Origin of the sequence: Vibrio sp. S12_S33 (assembly GCF_963889785.1) — a bacterium.
GTDB lineage: Bacteria > Pseudomonadota > Gammaproteobacteria > Enterobacterales > Vibrionaceae > Vibrio > Vibrio aestuarianus.
Window position 1 is genome coordinate 1 of sequence record NZ_CAWPQZ010000030.1, and the last position, 20,080, is coordinate 20,080.

A 20,080-nucleotide genomic window follows, 5' to 3' on the forward strand; every position below is an offset into this window, starting at 1 on the left:
GTACAACTGACGTAACTGGTGATATCTCTCTACCAGAAGGCGTAGAAATGGTAATGCCTGGTGACAACATCCAAATGGTTGTTGAGCTAATCTCTCCAATCGCGATGGACGAAGGTCTACGTTTCGCTATCCGCGAAGGTGGCCGTACAGTTGGTGCTGGTGTTGTTGCTAAAGTTATCGCTTAATTGCTGATTTAGCCGTTTAAATACGAATAGTATTTGACTAACGACTACCAAAAAGGGCATCATTTGATGCCCTTTTTCTGCGCTAAAATTGGTCATTGTCGATTTGTTGGTCGATAAAGCCAGTGCAAAGGATTTAAGATAGAGAAGTCTTTATCTTGATGAGTATGTATAGGTAACCTTTACCTGTGCTATGGATTTGCCCTGCAACAGCGGGGTTGTTGTCGTCTATATTAAGACTTGTAACAGGTTGGTTTATGAAAGCAAACAATGCTGAAACTCCTGATAGCTCAAGTGCAGCAGACACATTTAAGTGGATTGTCACTTTTGCTCTGTTAGCTGCCGCTGTTGTGGGTAATTACCTGTATGGTGAAATGTCTGTAGTGCTCCGTGCTGCAGGTGTGGTTGTGTTAATTATTGCAGCACTCGGTGTTGCAGCAACAACCACAAAAGGAAAAGCTGCGATTGTGTTTGCACGCGAATCTCGTATGGAAGTTCGCAAAGTGGTATGGCCTACACGCCAAGAAACCATGCAAACCACATTTATCGTTTTAGCTGTAAGTATCGTAATGGCTCTAGTACTGTGGGGCATTGACGGCATTATGGTTCGTCTTGTTGCATTTGTAACTGGGGTATAGAGGGTTTAATACATGAGTGAAGCTCCTAAAAAACGCTGGTATGTAGTTCAAGCCTTCTCTGGATTTGAAGGTCGCGTAGCTCAATCGCTTCGTGAGCATATTAAAATGCACGCGATGGAAGAGTTCTTCGGTGAAGTTCTTGTACCAACGGAAGAAGTCGTTGAAATGCGCGCTGGCCAACGCCGTAAGAGTGAGCGCAAGTTCTTTCCAGGTTATGTACTAGTCCAAATGCTGATGAATGATGAATCATGGCACTTAGTACGTAGCGTTCCTCGTGTAATGGGTTTCATTGGTGGAACCTCAGATCGTCCTGCACCAATCACTGATAAAGAAGCTGATGCTATTCTTAATCGTTTAGAGAAAGCAAGTGAAGCGCCTCGTCCTAAGACGATGTTTGAAGCGGGTGAGGTGGTTCGTGTTAACGAAGGTCCATTTGCTGATTTCAACGGAACAGTTGAAGAAGTGGATTACGAGAAGAGCCGCATTAAAGTATCGGTATCGATCTTTGGTCGTGCGACACCAGTAGAACTTGAGTTTGGTCAAGTTGATAAACTTGATTAAAAAAACACCTTTTAGGGTTGTTTAGGGTGTGAAATGTGATTATAATTTCGCGCCTTTTTACAGGTCTTTATGACAAAACCGGGGAGCTGATCGGTTGATTAGCGTCTGAACCCAAATTTAGGAAATATCATGGCTAAGAAAGTTGAAGCTTATATCAAGTTGCAAGTTGCAGCTGGTATGGCAAACCCAAGTCCACCAGTTGGTCCTGCTCTAGGTCAACACGGTGTTAACATCATGGAATTCTGTAAAGCGTTTAACGCGAAAACAGAATCAATGGAGAAAGGTCTACCTACTCCAGTTGTTATCACAGTATACAGCGATCGTTCTTTCACGTTCGTAACTAAGACTCCACCTGCTGCAGTTCTTCTTAAGAAAGCGGCTGGTCTTAAGTCTGGTTCTGGTCGTCCAAACACTGAAAAAGTGGGTACGATCACTGATGCTCAAATCCAAGAAATCGCAGAAACTAAAGCTGCAGATATGACTGGTGCTGACATTGAAGCGATGAAACGTTCTATTGCGGGTACTGCTCGTTCAATGGGCCTAGTGGTAGAGGGTTAAGATCATGGCAAAACTAACTAAGCGCATGCGCACTATTCGTGAAAAAGTAGACGCAACTAAAGAATACGAAATCAACGAAGCAGTAGCACTTCTTAAAGAACTAGCTACAGCTAAATTCGTTGAGTCTGTGGACGTTGCTGTAAACTTAGGTATCGATGCTCGTAAATCTGACCAAAACGTACGTGGTGCAACTGTACTACCTCATGGTACTGGTCGTGACATCCGCGTTGCAGTGTTCACTCAAGGTGCAAACGCTGAAGCTGCTAAAGAAGCAGGCGCAGATCTAGTGGGTATGGAAGATCTAGCTGAGCTAGTGAAAAAAGGCGAAATGAACTTCGACGTAGTGGTTGCTTCTCCAGATGCAATGCGCGTTGTTGGTCAACTAGGTACTATCCTAGGTCCACGCGGTCTAATGCCAAACCCTAAAGTTGGTACTGTAACTCCTAACGTTGCTGAAGCTGTTAAGAATGCTAAAGCTGGTCAGGTTCGTTACCGTAACGACAAAAACGGCATCATCCACACTACCATTGGTAAAGTGTCTTTCGATGCCAACCAACTACAAGAGAACTTAGAAGCTCTACTAGTTGCGCTTAAGAAAGCAAAACCGTCTTCAGCGAAAGGTACTTTCCTGAAGAAAGTTAGCATCTCTACTACAATGGGTGCTGGCGTTGCTGTTGATCAGAATACTCTGAACACTCAAGCATAATAATACATTTGATTAGGCGCAGAATTTGTGTATAATTCTGCGCCTAATATTTGTGGTTGGGGCTGAACTTTAGTTCTTAGAATTATGACCCAGTCTCCGTCCAAGACCGTAGGCGCTGTTTGTCTTTTTAGATAAATAACTTAATCGTACCTACGTAGATGGTGCCCGAACTGACAGAAAGCAGAATTTATTTTTAATAGATAATCTTTCTTCTGGGACTGCACCGAAATAACTCTCACTGTTGTGATAATAGTGAGTGGTGTAACGACAACCAGGAGTAAATCCAAGATGGCTTTAAACCTTCAAGACAAAAAAGCAATTGTTGCTGAAGTCAACGAAGCTGCCAGTGGTGCACTTTCTGCAGTTGTTGCTGACTCTCGTGGCGTTCAAGTAGGCGCGATGACTTCTCTACGTAAACAAGCTCGTGAAGCGGGTGTTTACATGAGAGTTGTTCGTAATACTCTAGCTCGTCGCGCAGTAGAAGGCACAGACTACGAATGTCTACAAGACGTATTCGTTGGTCCTACTTTGATTGCATTCTCTAACGAGCACCCAGGTGCTGCAGCGCGTCTTTTCAAAGATTTCGCTAAAGAGAACAAGAACTTTGAAATCAAAGCAGCTGCATTTGAAGGCGCAATTACTGACGCTGAACTACTAGCGACACTACCAACTTACGACGAAGCTATTGCACGCCTAATGATGTGCATGAAAGAAGCTTCTGCAGGCAAGCTGGTACGTACTATCGCTGCTATCCGCGATCAAAAAGAAGAAGCTGCGGCTTAAGCCTTGCTTTTTACTGGTTGCAAAATAAACTTATTGTTGACTTAAAAGAGAATTGTTATGTCTATTACTAACGAGCAAATCCTAGACGCAGTTGCAGAAATGTCTGTAATGCAAGTTGTTGAGCTTATCGAAGCTATGGAAGAAAAATTCGGTGTTTCTGCTGCAGCGGCAGTAGTTTCAGGCGGCGCAGCAGCAGCAGCTGTTGAAGAGCAAACTGAATTCGACGTAATCCTAACTGCTGCTGGCGCAAACAAAGTTGCTGTAATCAAAGCAGTACGTGGCGCGACTGGCCTAGGTCTTAAAGAAGCTAAAGGTCTTGTAGACTCAGCTCCTGCAGCGCTAAAAGAAGGCGTTGAGAAAGCTGAAGCTGAAGCTCTTAAAGCTCAGCTAGAAGAAGCAGGCGCTTCTGTTGAAATCAAGTAATTATTACTTGATTTCTTAGCCGTGAGGCTAATGGCTGGTGGTTTATTGACCACCGGCCTTTTTGCGCTGTAGGGTATAGGCGAATTTTCCCGCTGTTTAAACGCTTATATTCGTGCAAAAACACACACAACCATTTTTTAGGTTATGTGTTTACTACATTAAACAGCTGTTAGTCACTGTCCCATCACCTTTTATTTAATACTAGGCGGACAGTTTGGGTCACTTATCAGCGAGCTGAGGAACCCCATGGTTTACTCTTATACCGAGAAAAAGCGCATCCGTAAGGACTTTGGTACTCGTCCACAAGTGTTGGACATTCCATACCTGCTATCGATCCAGCTCGATTCGTTCGACAAGTTTATCGAACAGGATCCTGAAGGACAATACGGTCTTGAGGCTGCTTTTCGTTCTGTATTTCCTATTCAGAGCTATAACGGCAATTCTGAGCTGCAATACGTTAGCTATCGTCTTGGTGAGCCAGTTTTTGACGTTAAAGAATGTCAAATTCGTGGTGTAACTTATTCAAAACCACTACGCGTAAAATTACGTCTAGTGATCTTTGATAAAGACGCGCCAGCAGGTACTGTAAAAGATATTAAAGAACAAGAAGTCTACATGGGTGAAATTCCACTCATGACAGACAATGGTACCTTCGTAATTAATGGTACCGAGAGGGTTATCGTATCCCAGCTGCACCGAAGCCCAGGCGTATTCTTCGACAGCGATAAGGGTAAAACTCACTCATCAGGTAAAGTTCTTTATAACGCACGTGTTATTCCTTACCGTGGTTCATGGTTAGATTTTGAGTTCGATCCAAAAGATAACCTGTACGTACGTATCGACCGTCGTCGTAAATTACCTGCATCTATTATTCTTCGTGCACTTGGCAAATCGACAGAAGAAATCTTGGATCTATTCTTCGAGAAAGTGAACTTTGAAGTTAAAGACAAAACACTACTAATGGCGTTGGTTCCTGAACGTCTACGTGGTGAAACTGCGTCTTTTGACATTGAAGCAAATGGTACGGTTTACGTTGAGCAAGGTCGCCGTGTAACGGCTCGCCATATCCGCCAACTAGAAAAAGATGGTGTTGAGTTTATTGATGTACCTGTTGAGTACATCGTCGGCAAAGTTGCTTCTAAAGATTACATCAATGAAGCGACTGGCGAGATTATCGTTGCAGCAAACCAAGAAATTAGCTTGGAAGCATTAGCGAACCTTTCACAAGCGGGCTATAAGCAACTAGAAGTTCTATTTACGAACGATCTAGATCATGGTCCATTTATATCAGAGACGCTACGTATCGACAGCACTGTTGATCGTATCTCTGCGCTTGTAGAAATCTATCGCATGATGCGCCCTGGTGAGCCACCAACAAAAGAAGCAGCTGAATCGCTGTTTGAAAGCCTATTCTTCTCAGAAGAACGCTATGATCTATCAACGGTAGGTCGTATGAAGTTCAACAGCTCTATTGAGCGTGAAGATGCAGGTGAGCAAGGTACGCTTGACGAGACTGATATCATTGAAGTGATGAAGAAGTTGATCGCAATCCGTAACGGTATTGGCGAAGTGGACGATATCGACCACCTTGGCAACCGTCGTATCCGCTCTGTTGGTGAAATGGCTGAAAACCAATTCCGCGTAGGTCTTGTACGTGTTGAACGTGCAGTTAAAGAGCGCCTAAGCCTTGGCGATCTTGATGCTATCATGCCTCAAGATTTGATCAATGCTAAGCCTATTTCTGCGGCGGTTAAAGAATTCTTCGGTTCTTCACAGCTATCTCAGTTTATGGACCAGAACAACCCGCTTTCAGAAGTAACGCACAAGCGTCGTATTTCTGCATTGGGTCCTGGCGGTCTAACTCGTGAGCGTGCTGGCTTTGAGGTACGTGACGTACACGTAACTCACTACGGTCGTCTATGTCCGATCGAAACGCCAGAAGGTCCGAACATCGGTCTAATTAACTCACTATCTGCATTTGCACGTTGTAATGAGTACGGTTTCCTTGAGACGCCATACCGTCGTGTTGTTGATGGTGTTGTGACTGATGAAGTTGATTACTTATCAGCTATCCAAGAAGGTCAATTTGTTATCGCGCAGGCAAACGCTATTCTTACAGAAGAAGGTACGTTTGCAGATGAGCTGATCACAGCTCGTCAAAAAGGTGAATCTGGTCTTCACCCTCGTGAACATGTTGACTACATGGACGTTGCTACCAACCAAGTAGTATCTATCGCAGCTTCGCTTATCCCGTTCCTAGAACACGATGATGCGAACCGTGCATTGATGGGTGCGAACATGCAACGTCAAGCGGTTCCAACTTTACGCGCTGAGAAGCCGTTGGTTGGTACTGGTATCGAACGTAACGTAGCAGTTGACTCTGGTGTAACTGCGGTTGCTAAACGTGGCGGTATGGTGCAGTCAGTTGATGCATCTCGTATCGTTGTTAAAGTTAATGAAGATGAACTTGTACCTGGTGAAGCGGGTATCGACATCTACAACCTAACTAAATACACACGTTCGAACCAAAATACATGTATTAACCAACGCCCTACTGTGATGCCAGGTGAACCTGTTGCTCGCGGTGACGTACTTGCTGATGGTCCTTCAACAGACCTTGGTGAGCTAGCGCTTGGCCAAAACATGCGTATCGCATTCATGCCTTGGAATGGTTATAACTTCGAAGACTCGATCTTAGTATCTGAGCGCGTAGTTCAAGAAGACCGTTTCACGACAATTCACATTCAAGAACTATCTTGTGTGGCTCGTGATACTAAGCTGGGTTCTGAAGAGATCACAGCGGATATTCCAAACGTAGGTGAATCTGCTCTGTCTAAGTTAGATGAGTCAGGTATCGTTTACATTGGTGCTGAAGTTAAGGGTGGCGACATCCTAGTAGGTAAAGTAACTCCGAAAGGCGAAACTCAACTTACTCCAGAAGAGAAGCTACTACGTGCTATCTTCGGTGAAAAAGCCTCTGATGTTAAAGATACATCACTACGTGTACCAAACTCTGTTTCAGGTACCATCATTGACGTTCAAGTTTTCACTCGCGATGGCGTAGAGAAAGACAAGCGTGCGCTTGAAATTGAACACATGCAGCTAAAAGAAGCGAAGAAAGACCTTACTGAAGAGTTCCAAATCTTTGAAGGTGGTCTACTTGCTCGTGTGAAAGCTGTATTGCTAAACGGTGGTTACTCTGAAGCTAAGCTTGATTCGATCGATCGTAAGAAATGGCTAGAGCAAACGTTAGAAGACGACGAGCTACAATCTCAACTTGAACAGCTTGCTGAACAATGGGATGAGCTAAAAGCTGACTTCGATAAGAAGTTTGAAGCGAAACGTCGCAAAATCACTCAAGGTGATGATCTAGCGCCTGGCGTTCTGAAGATTGTTAAAGTTTACCTAGCGGTTAAACGTCGTATCCAGCCTGGTGATAAGATGGCAGGTCGTCACGGTAACAAGGGTGTAATCTCTAAGATCAACCCTGTTGAAGACATGCCTTACGATGAAAACGGTCAGCCGGTTGATATCGTACTAAACCCACTGGGTGTACCTTCACGTATGAACATCGGTCAGATCCTAGAAGTACACTTAGGTTTGGCTGCAAAAGGCATCGGTGACAAGATCAACCAAATGGTTAAGGAACAACAAGAGCTGGCTAAGTTCCGTGAGTTCCTACAGAAGGTTTATGATCTCGGTGATACTCGTCAGAAAGTTGATATTGCAACATTGTCTGATGATGAAGTTCGTACGCTAGTTGGCAACCTACGTGGTGGTTTACCAATTGCAACGCCAGTATTTGATGGTGCTTCAGAAGCATCAATCAAAGAACTATTGAGCCTCGGTGATCTACCAACTTCTGGTCAGCTTACCTTGTTTGATGGTCGTACTGGTGATGCGTTTGAGCGTCCTGTAACCGTTGGTTACATGTACATGCTTAAACTGAACCACCTTGTTGACGATAAGATGCACGCTCGTTCAACTGGTTCGTACAGCCTAGTAACTCAGCAACCACTTGGTGGTAAAGCTCAGTTCGGTGGTCAGCGTTTCGGTGAGATGGAAGTATGGGCACTAGAAGCATACGGTGCTGCTTACACGTTACAAGAAATGCTAACCGTTAAGTCAGATGACGTTAACGGTCGTACGAAGATGTATAAAAACATCGTCGATGGTGACCATAGCATGGAGCCTGGCATGCCAGAGTCTTTCAACGTATTGCTGAAAGAAATCCGCTCGCTAGGTATCAACATCGAGCTAGAAGACGAAGAGTAATCTTGACGGTAAACCCTCTGGATTATCCTGGTAGAAAGGCGCTCGCCGAGCGCCTTTTAACTCCTTACAGGAGCTGATTGTGAAAGACTTATTAAACTTTCTAAAAGCACAGCATAAGACCGAAGAATTTGATGCAATCAAAATCGGTCTATCTTCACCAGACATGATTCGTTCATGGTCTTTTGGTGAAGTTAAAAAACCTGAAACGATCAACTATCGTACGTTCAAGCCTGAACGTGATGGTCTTTTCTGTGCGCGTATCTTTGGTCCAGTAAAAGACTATGAATGTCTTTGTGGCAAATATAAGCGTTTGAAACACCGTGGTGTGATCTGTGAGAAGTGTGGCGTTGAAGTTACACAAACTAAAGTTCGTCGTGACCGTATGGGCCACATCGAGCTTGCATCACCAGTGGCTCACATCTGGTTCCTAAAATCGTTACCATCTCGTATCGGTTTACTAATGGATATCCCACTACGTGATATCGAACGTGTTCTTTACTTCGAAATGTATGTAGTAACTGAACCGGGTATGACAGATCTGGAAAAGAGTCAGATGCTTACTGAAGAAGAGTATCTAGACCGTCTAGAAGAGTGGGGCGACGAGTTTACTGCGAAAATGGGTGCAGAAGCGATCAAAGACCTTCTTGGTTCTATGGATCTTGCAGCCGAAGTAGAAATGATGCGTGAAGAGTTAGAAACGACTAACTCAGAAACTAAACGCAAAAAACTGACGAAGCGTCTGAAGCTTGTTGAAGCGTTTATCAGCTCAGGTAATAACCCTGAGTGGATGATCCTAACAGTGCTTCCGGTTCTTCCGCCAGATCTACGTCCTCTAGTACCGCTAGATGGCGGTCGCTTTGCGACATCTGATCTGAACGATCTATACCGTCGCGTGATCAACCGTAACAACCGTTTGAAGCGTCTTCTAGAGCTAGCAGCTCCGGACATCATCGTACGTAACGAGAAACGTATGCTGCAAGAGTCTGTTGATGCGCTACTAGATAACGGTCGTCGTGGTCGTGCGATCACCGGTTCTAACAAGCGTCCTCTGAAATCTCTTGCTGATATGATCAAGGGTAAACAAGGTCGTTTCCGTCAGAACCTACTAGGTAAGCGTGTAGACTACTCTGGCCGTTCTGTAATCACAGTAGGTCCAACACTACGTCTGCATCAGTGTGGTCTTCCTAAGAAGATGGCACTTGAGCTATTCAAACCATTTATTTACAGCAAGCTAGAAACTCGTGGCATGGCGACGACAATCAAAGCGGCTAAGAAAATGGTCGAGCGCGAAGAAGCGGTTGTTTGGGATATCCTAGACGAAGTGATCCGTGAGCACCCTGTACTGCTTAACCGTGCACCAACACTTCACCGTCTTGGTATCCAAGCGTTTGAACCAGTACTTATCGAAGGTAAAGCGATTCAGCTACACCCACTTGTGTGTGCGGCGTATAACGCGGACTTCGATGGTGACCAAATGGCGGTTCACGTGCCTCTAACTTTAGAAGCACAGCTTGAAGCTCGTACCCTAATGATGTCGACAAATAACATTCTGTCGCCAGCGTCAGGTGATCCGATCATCGTACCTTCTCAGGACGTTGTATTGGGTCTGTACTACATGACTCGCGAAATGATCAACGCGAAAGGTGAAGGTATGTACCTTGCTGGCCCTAAAGAGGCTGAAAAGGCATACCGTACTAAGACAGCGGCGCTACATGCACGCGTTAAAGTACGTATCACTGAAACTGTTGTTGATGAAGACGGTCACAGCACGACAGAAACTAAGATGGTCGATACGACTGTTGGTCGTGCAATGCTATGGCAAATCGTGCCTAAAGGCCTGCCTTATAGCATCGTGAACCAAAAGCTAGGCAAAAAGCAGATCTCTAACCTATTGAACGAAGCTTACCGTAAGCTTGGTTTGAAAGACACAGTCATATTTGCTGACCAAATTATGTATACCGGTTTTGCTTACGCTGCTCTTTCTGGTGTATCAGTTGGTATCGACGATATGGTTGTACCAGCGGCTAAATACACGGAAATTGCTGAAGCAGAAGAAGAAGTACGTGAAATCCAAGAGCAATTCCAATCAGGTCTTGTGACTGCGGGTGAGCGCTACAACAAAGTTATCGATATCTGGGCGTCTACCAACGACCGTGTTGCTAAAGCGATGATGGATAACCTATCTTCTGAAACAGTGATCAACCGTGACGGTGAAGAAGAGAAACAAGAGTCGTTTAACAGCATCTATATGATGGCTGACTCGGGCGCTCGTGGTTCTGCAGCACAGATTCGTCAGCTAGCGGGTATGCGTGGTCTGATGGCTCGTCCAGATGGCTCGATCATCGAAACGCCGATCACTGCGAACTTTAAAGAAGGTCTGAACGTACTACAGTACTTTATCTCAACGCACGGTGCTCGTAAGGGTCTTGCGGATACAGCACTTAAGACAGCGAACTCAGGTTACCTGACTCGTCGTCTAGTAGACGTAGCACAAGACGTTGTTGTAACTGAACATGACTGTGGCACTCATGAGGGTGTCGACATGATGCCTCATATCGAGGGTGGTGATGTTAAAGTAGCACTAACTGAACTTGCTCTAGGTCGTGTAGTTGCTGAAGATGTACTAAAACCTGGCACAGAAGAAGTTCTGATCCCACGTAATACTCTGATTGATGAGAAGTGGTGTCAGATCATGGAAGAGAACTCAGTTGACAGCATGCGCGTACGCTCAGTTGTTACTTGTGACTCTGACTTCGGTTGTTGTGCTCAGTGTTACGGTCGTGACCTAGCTCGTGGTCACCTAGTGAACCAAGGTGAAGCAGTTGGTGTTATCGCGGCTCAATCTATCGGTGAACCTGGTACACAGCTAACGATGCGTACGTTCCACATCGGTGGTGCAGCATCGACGGCAGCCGCAGAGAACAGCATTCAAGCTAAGAACAACGGTTCTGTTAAGCTTCACAACGCTAAGTTCGTAATTAACAAAGATAAGAAACTGGTTATCACGTCTCGTGCATCAGAATTGACTATCATTGACGAATTTGGTCGTACTAAAGAGAAGCACAAACTGCCTTACGGTTCTATCTTGAGCAAAGGTGATAACGATGCAGTTGAAGCTGGTCAAACAGTGGCTAACTGGGAAGCGCACACATTGCCAATCATCACTGAAGTGGCAGGTCGCATCCAATTCGTTGACATGATCGATGGTGTAACGGTTTCTCGCCAGACAGATGACCTTACAGGTCTATCTTCAAGTGAAGTAACTGAAGCGGCCGCTCGTCCAGCTGCAGGTAAAGATATGCGTCCAGCTATCAAACTTGTGGATGAGAAAGGTAACGATGTAATGATCCCTGGTACTGATATGCCAGCTCAATACTTCCTACCAGGTAAAGCGATCGTTAACATTGAAGATGGCAGTGAAGTAGGCATTGGTGACACACTAGCGCGTATTCCACAAAAATCTAGCGGTAACCGAGATATCACGGGTGGTCTACCTCGCGTAGCTGACTTGTTTGAAGCTCGTAAACCGAAAGAGCCTGCTATTCTTGCGGAACACACAGGTACTGTGTCATTCGGTAAAGAAACGAAAGGTAAACGTCGTCTCATCATCACTCGTGAGGGTGGCGAAGCTTATGAAGAAATGATTCCTAAGCACCGTCAGCTAAACGTGTTTGAAGGTGAGAAGATCGAACGTGGTGATGTTATCGCCGATGGTCCAGAGACTCCGCACGATATCCTACGTCTACGTGGTATTCATGCAGTTACTTCTTACATCGCCAACGAAGTTCAAGAAGTTTACCGTCTACAAGGCGTTAAGATTAACGATAAGCACATTGAGACTATCGTTCGTCAAATGCTGCGTAAGTGTACGATTACACACGCTGGTGACTCTGAGTTCCTAGTGGGTGAGCAAGTTGAATACTCAAACGTTAAGATTGCAAACCGTAACCTAGAAGCAGACGGCAAACAGCCAGCTCGTTTCGAGCGTGAGCTATTAGGTATTACGAAAGCATCGCTAGCGACTGAATCGTTCATCTCTGCTGCATCGTTCCAAGAGACAACTCGCGTGCTAACAGAAGCGGCAGTTTCTGGTAAGCGTGATGATCTTCGTGGTCTGAAAGAAAACGTAATTGTGGGTCGTCTGATTCCTGCAGGTACTGGTTTCGCATACCACCAAGAGCGTCAAGCTAAGCGTGCTGCTCAACTAGAAGGTCCGTCTGCTGAACAAGCAACTGATAATCTAGCAGCATTGCTAAACGCAGGCTTTTCTTCAGAAGAATAAGTAGTCTAACGAGCAATCGTAAAGCGTTATGATAAAGGCACCTTCGGGTGCCTTTTGAGTTTTTGCTAGATAGGTTGAGCCGAGAAAGTAAAAAGGCTTATCCGATTCGAATAAGCCTTGATGCTTGAAAGTAAGGTTGTGATTAAGCCCCTGGAGGAATAGCCAAACTATTGGCGATTAATTGAATCAAGTAATCTTCTACTTCAAACCTAGCTTCAATAATTTCACCAATTAATGACAGGTCACTATTGAAGTCATCTAGATCATCCTCATCACTTACTGCTGCATATTTGTCTGTAAAATTAAGTAAAGGTTCTGTCGTGAGAACGATTTTGCCATAGGTCTGATTAATCTCATCTGTCGCTTCAAAGCCAGTGGAACGCCATTTATCCATCACCATATCATATATTTTAAAATGACCTTCCGAGATGTAGTCTACCAGTTGTTGGCAAAATAATTGTAATTCTTTAGGGGAGGGAAGTTCTGTTACGTTTGTCTTGGCCGAACAGGGTTGTAGAGCGGCAAGTTTGCAGTATTCTACAATCAGTGTTTGACGAGTATCGATCCAATGATCAATTAACTCACTGGAACCGCCCCATTGTTCTTGTGTTCGTTTTAATTTTTTTAGCATGACCATGCCCTCATGATCTGGCCACAAAATGTGACCTTTTCCTTTGCGTAGGGTTGTGTCTTTATAGATACAACTTATTGTCCTTACAAGAATTTATAGAACTAAAATTGCAATGTTACAAATTCTGGTATGAATTTAGATTGCCAGTAAAATGGAACAACTGCAAGGAAAGAGGTATGAACATGTTACAAAAGAGTGATGTAAAATCTGCTTATTGGTGTGTTGTTTCAGGAAGTGATATCTGGACCATCAATGGTGAGCTTCCATTTGGTTGTGCTGCTGACTACTCGTTACCTCAAGAGAAAGCGATTGAGATAACGCGTTATAACGATCATCCAGTGATGTGGCTCAATGATGCAGACCTTGATACAGAAAATGAAATGACCTCATTACGGGAGCTTCTGCACCTAAATCAAGAGCTATTCTTTGCTGTGAGCAAAGCGATTCAGTACGGGCATATGAGCCAGACATTACGCTTTTGTCCGCAATGTGGCGGACGTAATTTTCTCAACCATAATCAACTGGCCATGCAGTGCGGAGAATGCCGTACTCTACATTATCCGCGCATTTTCCCTTGCATCATTGTTGCGGTGCGCAAGCAAGATCAAATACTACTCGCGCAGCACCCAAGGCATAAAAGCGGAATGTATACCGTGATTGCTGGCTTTCTTGAAGTTGGTGAAACATTAGAACAGTGTGTGGCACGTGAAGTGTTCGAAGAAACTGGCATCAAAGTGAAAAACATTCGCTACTTTGGTAGCCAGCCTTGGGCATTCCCTTCTAGCATGATGATGGGATTTGTTGCTGAATATCAGTCTGGTACTATCAAGCCAGATTACACAGAATTGAGTGATGCGTGTTGGTTTGGTGTCGATAAAATGCCACAGCTTGCCCCAGCAGGTACGATTGCTAGAGCTTTAATTGAGCATACTGTTGCAGAAATAAAGGAACGATATCCTATTGAAAAGAAAAAAAACCCTCCGATGAAGGAGGGGGTAAGTAAGATGTCGTTATGAGATGCTGAGTACTTAATACCCAGTTTATTATTGTAGTTTTCGCTAGCGAGCAAATTTTTAACATTGTTACATGTTGCTTGCAAATTAAGCATTGATTTAAAAGTTAATAACTTGATCTAGGTTGCAAAGCACACAGCTTTTGCCTGTTATTCGATGTTAGAATAGCGCCCACAAAAAATAATAAGCCTTAAATTGGAAAACGGAATGACTGAATTAAAAAATGACCGCTATTTGCGTGCACTGCTAAAACAACCTGTCGATTGCACACCCGTATGGATGATGCGCCAAGCCGGTCGTTATCTGCCAGAATACCGTGCAACTCGTTCGCAAGCTGGTGACTTTATGTCTTTGTGTAAAAACGCAGAGCTTGCCTCTGAGGTGACATTACAACCACTGCGTCGTTTCCCACTGGATGCCGCTATTCTGTTTTCTGATATTCTAACAATCCCAGATGCGATGGGATTGGGGTTGTACTTTGAAGCAGGTGAAGGTCCTAAATTTGAATGCCCAATTACTTGTAAAGCTGATGTGGATAAAATTGGTTTGCCTGACCCTGAAGGTGAACTGCAATATGTGATGAATGCGGTGCGCCAGATCCGTAAAGATCTGCAAGGCGAAGTGCCATTAATTGGTTTTTCTGGTAGCCCATGGACGCTAGCTACCTATATGGTTGAAGGCGGTAGCTCGAAAGCGTTTACTAAAATCAAGAAAATGATGTATGCCGAGCCACAAACGCTGCACCTTTTACTCGATAAGCTAGCGGACAGTGTTATTGAGTACCTTAACGCACAAATTAAAGCCGGTGCTCAATCAGTAATGGTTTTTGATACCTGGGGTGGTGTACTTACCCCCCGTGACTACAACCTCTTTTCACTGCAGTACATGCATAAAATCGTCGATGGATTGATTCGTGAAAATGATGGGCGTCGTGTGCCGGTAACTTTATTTACAAAGAATGGCGGTATGTGGTTAGAGCAAATCGCAGCGACTGGCTGTGATGCAGTTGGTCTCGATTGGACAATCAATATCGCTGATGCGAAATCTCGTGTCGGTGATAAAGTTGCTTTACAAGGTAATATGGATCCATCAATACTTTACGCGCAACCTGAACGAATTCGTCAAGAAGTGGCAACGATTCTAGAAGGTTTTGGTGAGGGGGGGGCTGGTCACGTATTCAACCTTGGGCATGGAATTCACCTTGATGTACCACCAGAAAATGCCGGCGTATTTGTTGAAGCCGTGCATGAGTTGTCGAAGCCATATCATAAGTAATTGGCATTAAAGTACCTTATATTGGTAAGGTACTTTTCCTATTCTAATATAGGTAGGAATAATCAATGAGCTCAAAGCTAATGAGGCAAGATGAAGACAAAAGATAGGATCGTGTATGCGGCATTAGAGCTGTTTAACGAACATGGTGAAAGAACCATTACCACTAATCATATCGCAGCTCACATCGAGATTAGCCCCGGTAATTTGTATTACCACTTCCGTAACAAACAAGAAATTGTTCGTGAAATCTTTGCGTTATATTCCGCTGAACTACTTGAACGTTTTACACCGATTCAAGGGCAACGAGAAAGCTTGACCCTGCTTAAGCATTATCTTGATTCGATCTTTACCTTAATGTGGAAATATCGTTTCTTCTATGCCAATTTGCCGGAAATTCTTCAGCGCGATGAAGTGCTACATAAAGAATATATTCAAGTGCAAGAAAAGTTGCAAAGTAACCTGATTGACATTATGCGAGCATTCGTTGACTTAAAACTGCTGGCGGTGGTTGAGGATGAAATGAAGCCGTTAGTCACGACGCTACATATGATTGCTTCAAGTTGGCTTAGTTATCAATCGGCAATGTCTTCTAAAACACACATTACTGAGCAAGTCATTCACCAAGGCATGCTGCAAATGATTGCAGTGGTTAAGCCCAAGGCAACAGAGCAAGGAATAGAACAGCTTCTGTTGTTAGAAGACGGCGTTCGTGCAATGAATGCACAATGAGTGATTAGTTATAACCTTTGAGTATTGTTATTAACCAATTGAAACTGCTAGTTTCTCGGCTATTCAATTACGAAGAGTTCTCCTTGATATGCACTATGACATCTTTAATGGTGATGCTGATGGCATCATCTCTCTTCTTCAAATCAGGCTTGCTCAGCCACGTACAACAACGTTGATTACTGGTGTCAAACGCGATATTCAATTACTTGAAGGCTTGGATTTTCAAGCGAGAGATAGCCTCACGGTGTTGGATCTTTCTCTCAATAAAAATCGTACCGCTTTACAGCGAGCTCTTGATATGGGGGTGACAGTATTCTATGCCGATCATCACCAAGCCGATGATATTCCTGTTAGCCGCCTGCTTGATGCTCATATTGATTTAGATCCAGACACTTGCACTGCATTAATTGTCGATAAATGGCTCGGTGGGCAATTCCATGAGTGGGCAATAACCGCCGCTTATGGTGACAATTTGCTAGTGAAGGCCGATAAGCTAGCTATAAAAGCCGGGCTGAGCATTAATCAAGCAGAGCAACTCAAGGAATTAGGGACGTTAATCAATTATAACGGCTATGGAGAATCGGTTGATCAGCTGCATTATCATCCAGCAAATTTGTATCAAGCATTATTGGTCTATCCGTCTCCATTTGATGTTATTGCAGACCTCAATTCTCCCTTTTATCATCTGCAACAGGCCTACGAACAAGATATGCAGGCCGCTCAGTCATTAACGCCAATTCATCACAGTCAATGGTTAAGTGTGTTTGAATTACCTGACGACGCGGCTTCGCATCGAGTCTGCGGTGTGTTTGGAAATTGGCTTGCTAACCAAACTCCCGGTTCAGCGCATGCCGTTTTAACCCAAAACCAAAATGGCAGTTATACGGTGTCATTACGCGCCCCTTTAGAGAATAAACAAGGGGCTGGCGGTTTGTGCAGTGCCTTTGCCACGGGTGGGGGAAGGGAAGCTGCTGCCGGAATTAATGCGCTCGATAAATCTCAGTTAGCTGAATTTATTGATACTGTGGAAGTGTATTACCGTAAATAGACCGGGGTGGTTCGCTTATCGAGTTAGCCAACTTTTCGGATTTTCTGCTTTACTGTTACGTCGAATTTCAAAATAAAGAGAAGGTTGTGACTGCCCACCGGTATCGCCAGCTAAGGCAATCGTTTCTCCGGCAATGACCTTGTCCCCCTCTTTTTTCAGTAGGCTTTGGTTAAATCCATACAAGGTCATGTCACCTTTACCATGGTCGAGTAATACAACCAGACCATAGCCACGTAGATATTCTGCAAACACGACAGTTCCAGAATAAACGGCTTTTACTGACTGACCGTAATTGGCGTCGATCACGATCCCTTTCCAATCAATTTGTCCGCTTTGGCGTGTACCAAAACTGTGTAAAATTTTCCCTTTCAATGGCCAAGGTAATTTGCCTTTTTGCTTAGCCAGACCATCCATTAATACCGCGTTACGCTTTGCGGCTTTGGCGATTTCTGCTTGTAAGCGGGTTTCATTGCGTTGTAGCTCAGCCAAATAGACTTTGTCACCAGAAATACTTTTTTGAATTTTATTAACGGTTTGGCGTCGTTGAGATTGTGTTTTAGCTAATGTATCACGCTTCTTCGTTTGTTGTTCAAGCAGCGAGGCAATTTGGTCACGTTCAAGCTGTAATTGTCGGTCACTTTCGTTCAACTCGACTTGCGTGCTTTCTAGTTCTTGAATTGTCTTGGTGCGCGCTTTGGCAAGGTGTTGATAATACTGGCTTATTCTATCTTCTTCTATGCCATTGTTGAGTATGTTTGCCGTGGCTGTTGCTCGTTGGGTGGCGTAGTAAGTTTTGATGAGTTGGGCGAGTTTCTCTGTTTGTTCAGCTTTCTGAGTTTCTAGCAGCTTAATTTTTTCTCTAAGTTTATCAATATTGGCATTGGCAATCGTCAATTGCGTTTTGGTGGCTTTGATTTCATTTTCTAAGCTCGAGATACCTAGCTCTTGAGTTTTCAATGAATTTTGTAGGGCATCAAGCTCTTTTTGCTGCTTAGTGAGTGTTTTCTGCTGACGAGAAATTTCTCCCTTCACGCCGTTTAATTCTTGTTGTGTTGCTGCGTAAATATGAGTGCTTGAGATACAACCGATCCCTATAACCAGTGTCAGGCTTATTTTTTGCCATAGAGCAGAAGTCTTGATTGGTTGCGGTGTCGGCTTATTTTTCATCAGCTTTTCAAGTTTATATCTACAAATAAGTAAACCAGTATACTCAAAGCGATAGGAGAGTCGAAATTTGAATGTCAAAACTTGCAATCAAATCTGATCTTTAGACGAAAAAAAGCCTCGGCGGATATCGTCGAGGCTTAAGTTGATTGCGTTTTTAGCTACAGACCTAGAATGACCCGTTCGCGAACGCTCAGTTTGTCAGTTACTTATATAGAACTTCACCTGACATTTCGGCAGGAATTTCCATATCAGTTAAAGCTAGCATTGTTGGAGCTAGGTCAGAAAGTTTACCACCTTCTTTTAGCTCAAGATCTTTGCTACCCACGTAAATAAGTGGTACTGGCAGGTTGGTATGCGCCGTGTGTACACCGCCAGTTTCTGGGTTTACCATCATCTCTGCGTTGCCGTGGTCAGCCGTGATCAGTAGTTGGCCATCCACTTCTTTAATGGCTTCAACTACCTTGCCAATGCATTCATCTAATGCTTCACACGCTTTTACTGCTGCATCGTAAACGCCAGTATGGCCAACCATATCGCCATTCGGGTAGTTACAGATGATGGCGTCATATTTACCAGATTTGATCGCAGCAACGAGCTTTTCAGTTAGCTCTGGTGCGCTCATTTCTGGTTGTAGGTCATAAGTTGCAACTTTTGGAGAGGCAACTAGTTGACGCTCTTCACCGGCGAATTCGCTCTCAACACCACCGTTGAAGAAGAAGGTAACGTGCGCGTATTTTTCGGTCTCAGAAATACGAAGCTGCGTTTTACCTGCTTTTGATAGCCACTCACCGTAAGTGTTTTCTAGTGATGCTGGTGGGAAAGCGCAAGCTAGAGGAATATCGGCTGCGTATTGAGTTAGCATCACAAAATCAACGGCTGGGAATTTAACACGTTCAAAACCGTCAAAATCAGGTACGAATGCACGAGTAATTTCACGTGCACGGTCAGCACGGTAGTTCATAAAGATAACGGCATCGCCATCTTCAATTGCTGCTGATTGTTGATCTTCAGTTTTGATTTCAGTCGCTTTAACGAATTCATCGTTTTCTTCACGAGCATAAGCGGCTTCAAGTCCTGCCACTGCAGAATCAAAAGTGTACTCGGCTTTAGCTTCAACCAACAGGTCGTATGATTTCTGTACACGATCCCAGTTGTTATCACGGTCCATGGCATAGTAGCGGCCGATCAGTGATGCAATGCGACCTTTGCCAAGTTTCGCGAAAAGCTCTTGGAAACGTTGTAATGAACCTTCAGCACTGCGTGGCGGTGTATCACGGCCATCTAAGAAGCAGTGTAGGTAGATTTTTTCAGCGCCACGAGCGGCTGCCATTTCAATCGCTGCGTAGATGTGGTCTTCATGAGAGTGAACGCCACCAGGAGACATCAAACCTAATAAGTGAACGGCTTTACCTGCTTTGATCGCTTTATCCATCGCTGCGACTAAAGCTTCAGTTTGTTGGAACTCACCATCAGCGATCGATTTAGTGATGCGAGTGAGGTCTTGGTAGACAATGCGACCAGCACCAATGTTGGTGTGACCCACTTCTGAGTTACCCATTTGGCCATCTGGTAGACCTACGTCCATGCCTGAAGCTGAAATAAGTGTATTTGGGTTGTTCGCGATTAAGCTATCCATGACTGGAGTCTTCGCGTTGTTGATTGCGTTGTTTGCGTTATCTTCACGGTAACCCCAACCGTCAAGAATTACTAAAGCCATTGGCTTCTTAGCTGACATAGTTATGACCTCGTCAAATTCAAAGTAATTTAAAACAGAAATTAGCGTAATTTTACTACACTTTGAAGCGATTG

General features: G+C 44.2%; 15 protein-coding genes and 1 pseudogene. 13 read left to right on the forward strand and 3 right to left on the reverse strand.

The window, feature by feature from the left end; translation table 11 throughout:
* The 9 genes and pseudogenes from tuf to rpoC all read left to right on the forward strand — a co-directional run.
* Window positions 1-185 (forward strand): annotated as a pseudogene (tuf, locus tag AACW06_RS13390) (elongation factor Tu); the annotation flags it as partial.
* Between the two features lie 254 nt (window positions 186-439).
* Window positions 440-820, forward strand: coding sequence for a preprotein translocase subunit SecE (secE, locus tag AACW06_RS13395; protein WP_192075450.1), 381 nt, complete (start codon window positions 440-442; stop codon window positions 818-820).
* A 12-nt stretch (window positions 821-832) separates the two neighbouring features.
* Entirely contained in the window at window positions 833-1,381 is a 549-nt protein-coding gene (nusG, locus tag AACW06_RS13400; RefSeq protein ID WP_013857954.1) for a transcription termination/antitermination protein NusG, read from the forward strand.
* Between the two features lie 129 nt (window positions 1,382-1,510).
* On the forward strand, window positions 1,511-1,939 hold the full coding sequence (gene rplK, locus AACW06_RS13405; protein ID WP_053309808.1) for a 50S ribosomal protein L11: 429 nt from the start codon (window positions 1,511-1,513) through the stop codon (window positions 1,937-1,939).
* A 4-nt stretch (window positions 1,940-1,943) separates the two neighbouring features.
* A complete protein-coding gene (gene rplA, locus AACW06_RS13410) occupies window positions 1,944-2,645 on the forward strand; it encodes a 50S ribosomal protein L1 (RefSeq protein WP_053309809.1) in 702 nt (233 codons plus the stop codon).
* A 288-nt stretch (window positions 2,646-2,933) separates the two neighbouring features.
* Entirely contained in the window at window positions 2,934-3,428 is a 495-nt protein-coding gene (gene rplJ / locus AACW06_RS13415; protein WP_053309810.1) for a 50S ribosomal protein L10, read from the forward strand.
* Between the two features lie 57 nt (window positions 3,429-3,485).
* Complete coding sequence (gene rplL / locus AACW06_RS13420; protein WP_192075451.1) at window positions 3,486-3,851, forward strand: 50S ribosomal protein L7/L12; 366 nt, start codon at window positions 3,486-3,488, stop codon at window positions 3,849-3,851.
* 246 nt (window positions 3,852-4,097) lie between these two features.
* A complete protein-coding gene (gene rpoB, locus AACW06_RS13425; protein ID WP_168523628.1) occupies window positions 4,098-8,126 on the forward strand; it encodes a DNA-directed RNA polymerase subunit beta in 4,029 nt (1,342 codons plus the stop codon).
* A gap of 79 nt (window positions 8,127-8,205) precedes the next feature.
* Window positions 8,206-12,408 carry a DNA-directed RNA polymerase subunit beta' gene (gene rpoC / locus AACW06_RS13430; RefSeq protein WP_192075452.1) on the forward strand — a complete coding sequence of 1,401 codons (4,203 nt, stop codon included), beginning with the start codon at window positions 8,206-8,208 and terminating at the stop codon, window positions 12,406-12,408.
* A 142-nt stretch (window positions 12,409-12,550) separates the two neighbouring features.
* Here rpoC and rsd read toward each other — a convergent pair whose 3' ends face one another.
* The gene (gene rsd / locus AACW06_RS13435) at window positions 12,551-13,045 is read right to left on the reverse strand and encodes a sigma D regulator (protein WP_192075476.1); all 495 of its coding nucleotides are present in this window, start codon (window positions 13,043-13,045) and stop codon (window positions 12,551-12,553) included.
* A gap of 176 nt (window positions 13,046-13,221) precedes the next feature.
* On the opposite strand from rsd, the gene nudC reads away from it, so the two are divergent.
* From nudC to AACW06_RS13455, 4 genes are all read left to right on the forward strand, one after another.
* Window positions 13,222-14,055, forward strand: a complete 834-nt coding sequence (nudC, locus tag AACW06_RS13440) for an NAD(+) diphosphatase (RefSeq protein ID WP_192075477.1) — start codon at window positions 13,222-13,224, stop codon at window positions 14,053-14,055.
* A gap of 204 nt (window positions 14,056-14,259) precedes the next feature.
* Complete coding sequence (gene hemE, locus AACW06_RS13445; protein ID WP_192075453.1) at window positions 14,260-15,327, forward strand: uroporphyrinogen decarboxylase; 1,068 nt, start codon at window positions 14,260-14,262, stop codon at window positions 15,325-15,327.
* Window positions 15,328-15,417: 90 nt separating this feature from the next.
* Window positions 15,418-16,056, forward strand: a complete 639-nt coding sequence (locus AACW06_RS13450; RefSeq protein WP_192075454.1) for a TetR/AcrR family transcriptional regulator — start codon at window positions 15,418-15,420, stop codon at window positions 16,054-16,056.
* Between the two features lie 88 nt (window positions 16,057-16,144).
* Window positions 16,145-17,104, forward strand: a complete 960-nt coding sequence (locus AACW06_RS13455; RefSeq protein WP_192075455.1) for a DHH family phosphoesterase — start codon at window positions 16,145-16,147, stop codon at window positions 17,102-17,104.
* Between the two features lie 15 nt (window positions 17,105-17,119).
* Here the strand turns inward: AACW06_RS13455 and AACW06_RS13460 are convergent, their stop codons facing one another.
* The gene (locus AACW06_RS13460) at window positions 17,120-18,271 is read right to left on the reverse strand and encodes a murein hydrolase activator EnvC family protein (RefSeq protein WP_192075456.1); all 1,152 of its coding nucleotides are present in this window, start codon (window positions 18,269-18,271) and stop codon (window positions 17,120-17,122) included.
* 202 nt (window positions 18,272-18,473) lie between these two features.
* Window positions 18,474-20,006, reverse strand: a complete 1,533-nt coding sequence (gpmM, locus tag AACW06_RS13465) for a 2,3-bisphosphoglycerate-independent phosphoglycerate mutase (protein ID WP_192075457.1) — start codon at window positions 20,004-20,006, stop codon at window positions 18,474-18,476.
* Window positions 20,007-20,080: the final 74 nt, after the last annotated feature.

Coding starts and splice junctions, on each gene's coding strand:
- secE (WP_192075450.1), top strand. CDS start 440: ATGAAAGCAAACAATGCTGAAACTCCTGATAGCTCAAGTGCAGCAGAC.
- nusG (WP_013857954.1), top strand. CDS start 833: ATGAGTGAAGCTCCTAAAAAACGCTGGTATGTAGTTCAAGCCTTCTCT.
- rplK (WP_053309808.1), top strand. CDS start 1,511: ATGGCTAAGAAAGTTGAAGCTTATATCAAGTTGCAAGTTGCAGCTGGT.
- rplA (WP_053309809.1), top strand. CDS start 1,944: ATGGCAAAACTAACTAAGCGCATGCGCACTATTCGTGAAAAAGTAGAC.
- rplJ (WP_053309810.1), top strand. CDS start 2,934: ATGGCTTTAAACCTTCAAGACAAAAAAGCAATTGTTGCTGAAGTCAAC.
- rplL (WP_192075451.1), top strand. CDS start 3,486: ATGTCTATTACTAACGAGCAAATCCTAGACGCAGTTGCAGAAATGTCT.
- rpoB (WP_168523628.1), top strand. CDS start 4,098: ATGGTTTACTCTTATACCGAGAAAAAGCGCATCCGTAAGGACTTTGGT.
- rsd (WP_192075476.1), bottom strand. CDS start 13,045: ATGGTCATGCTAAAAAAATTAAAACGAACACAAGAACAATGGGGCGGT.
- nudC (WP_192075477.1), top strand. CDS start 13,222: ATGTTACAAAAGAGTGATGTAAAATCTGCTTATTGGTGTGTTGTTTCA.
- hemE (WP_192075453.1), top strand. CDS start 14,260: ATGACTGAATTAAAAAATGACCGCTATTTGCGTGCACTGCTAAAACAA.
- AACW06_RS13450 (WP_192075454.1), top strand. CDS start 15,418: ATGAAGACAAAAGATAGGATCGTGTATGCGGCATTAGAGCTGTTTAAC.
- AACW06_RS13455 (WP_192075455.1), top strand. CDS start 16,145: ATGCACTATGACATCTTTAATGGTGATGCTGATGGCATCATCTCTCTT.
- AACW06_RS13460 (WP_192075456.1), bottom strand. CDS start 18,271: ATGAAAAATAAGCCGACACCGCAACCAATCAAGACTTCTGCTCTATGG.
- gpmM (WP_192075457.1), bottom strand. CDS start 20,006: ATGTCAGCTAAGAAGCCAATGGCTTTAGTAATTCTTGACGGTTGGGGT.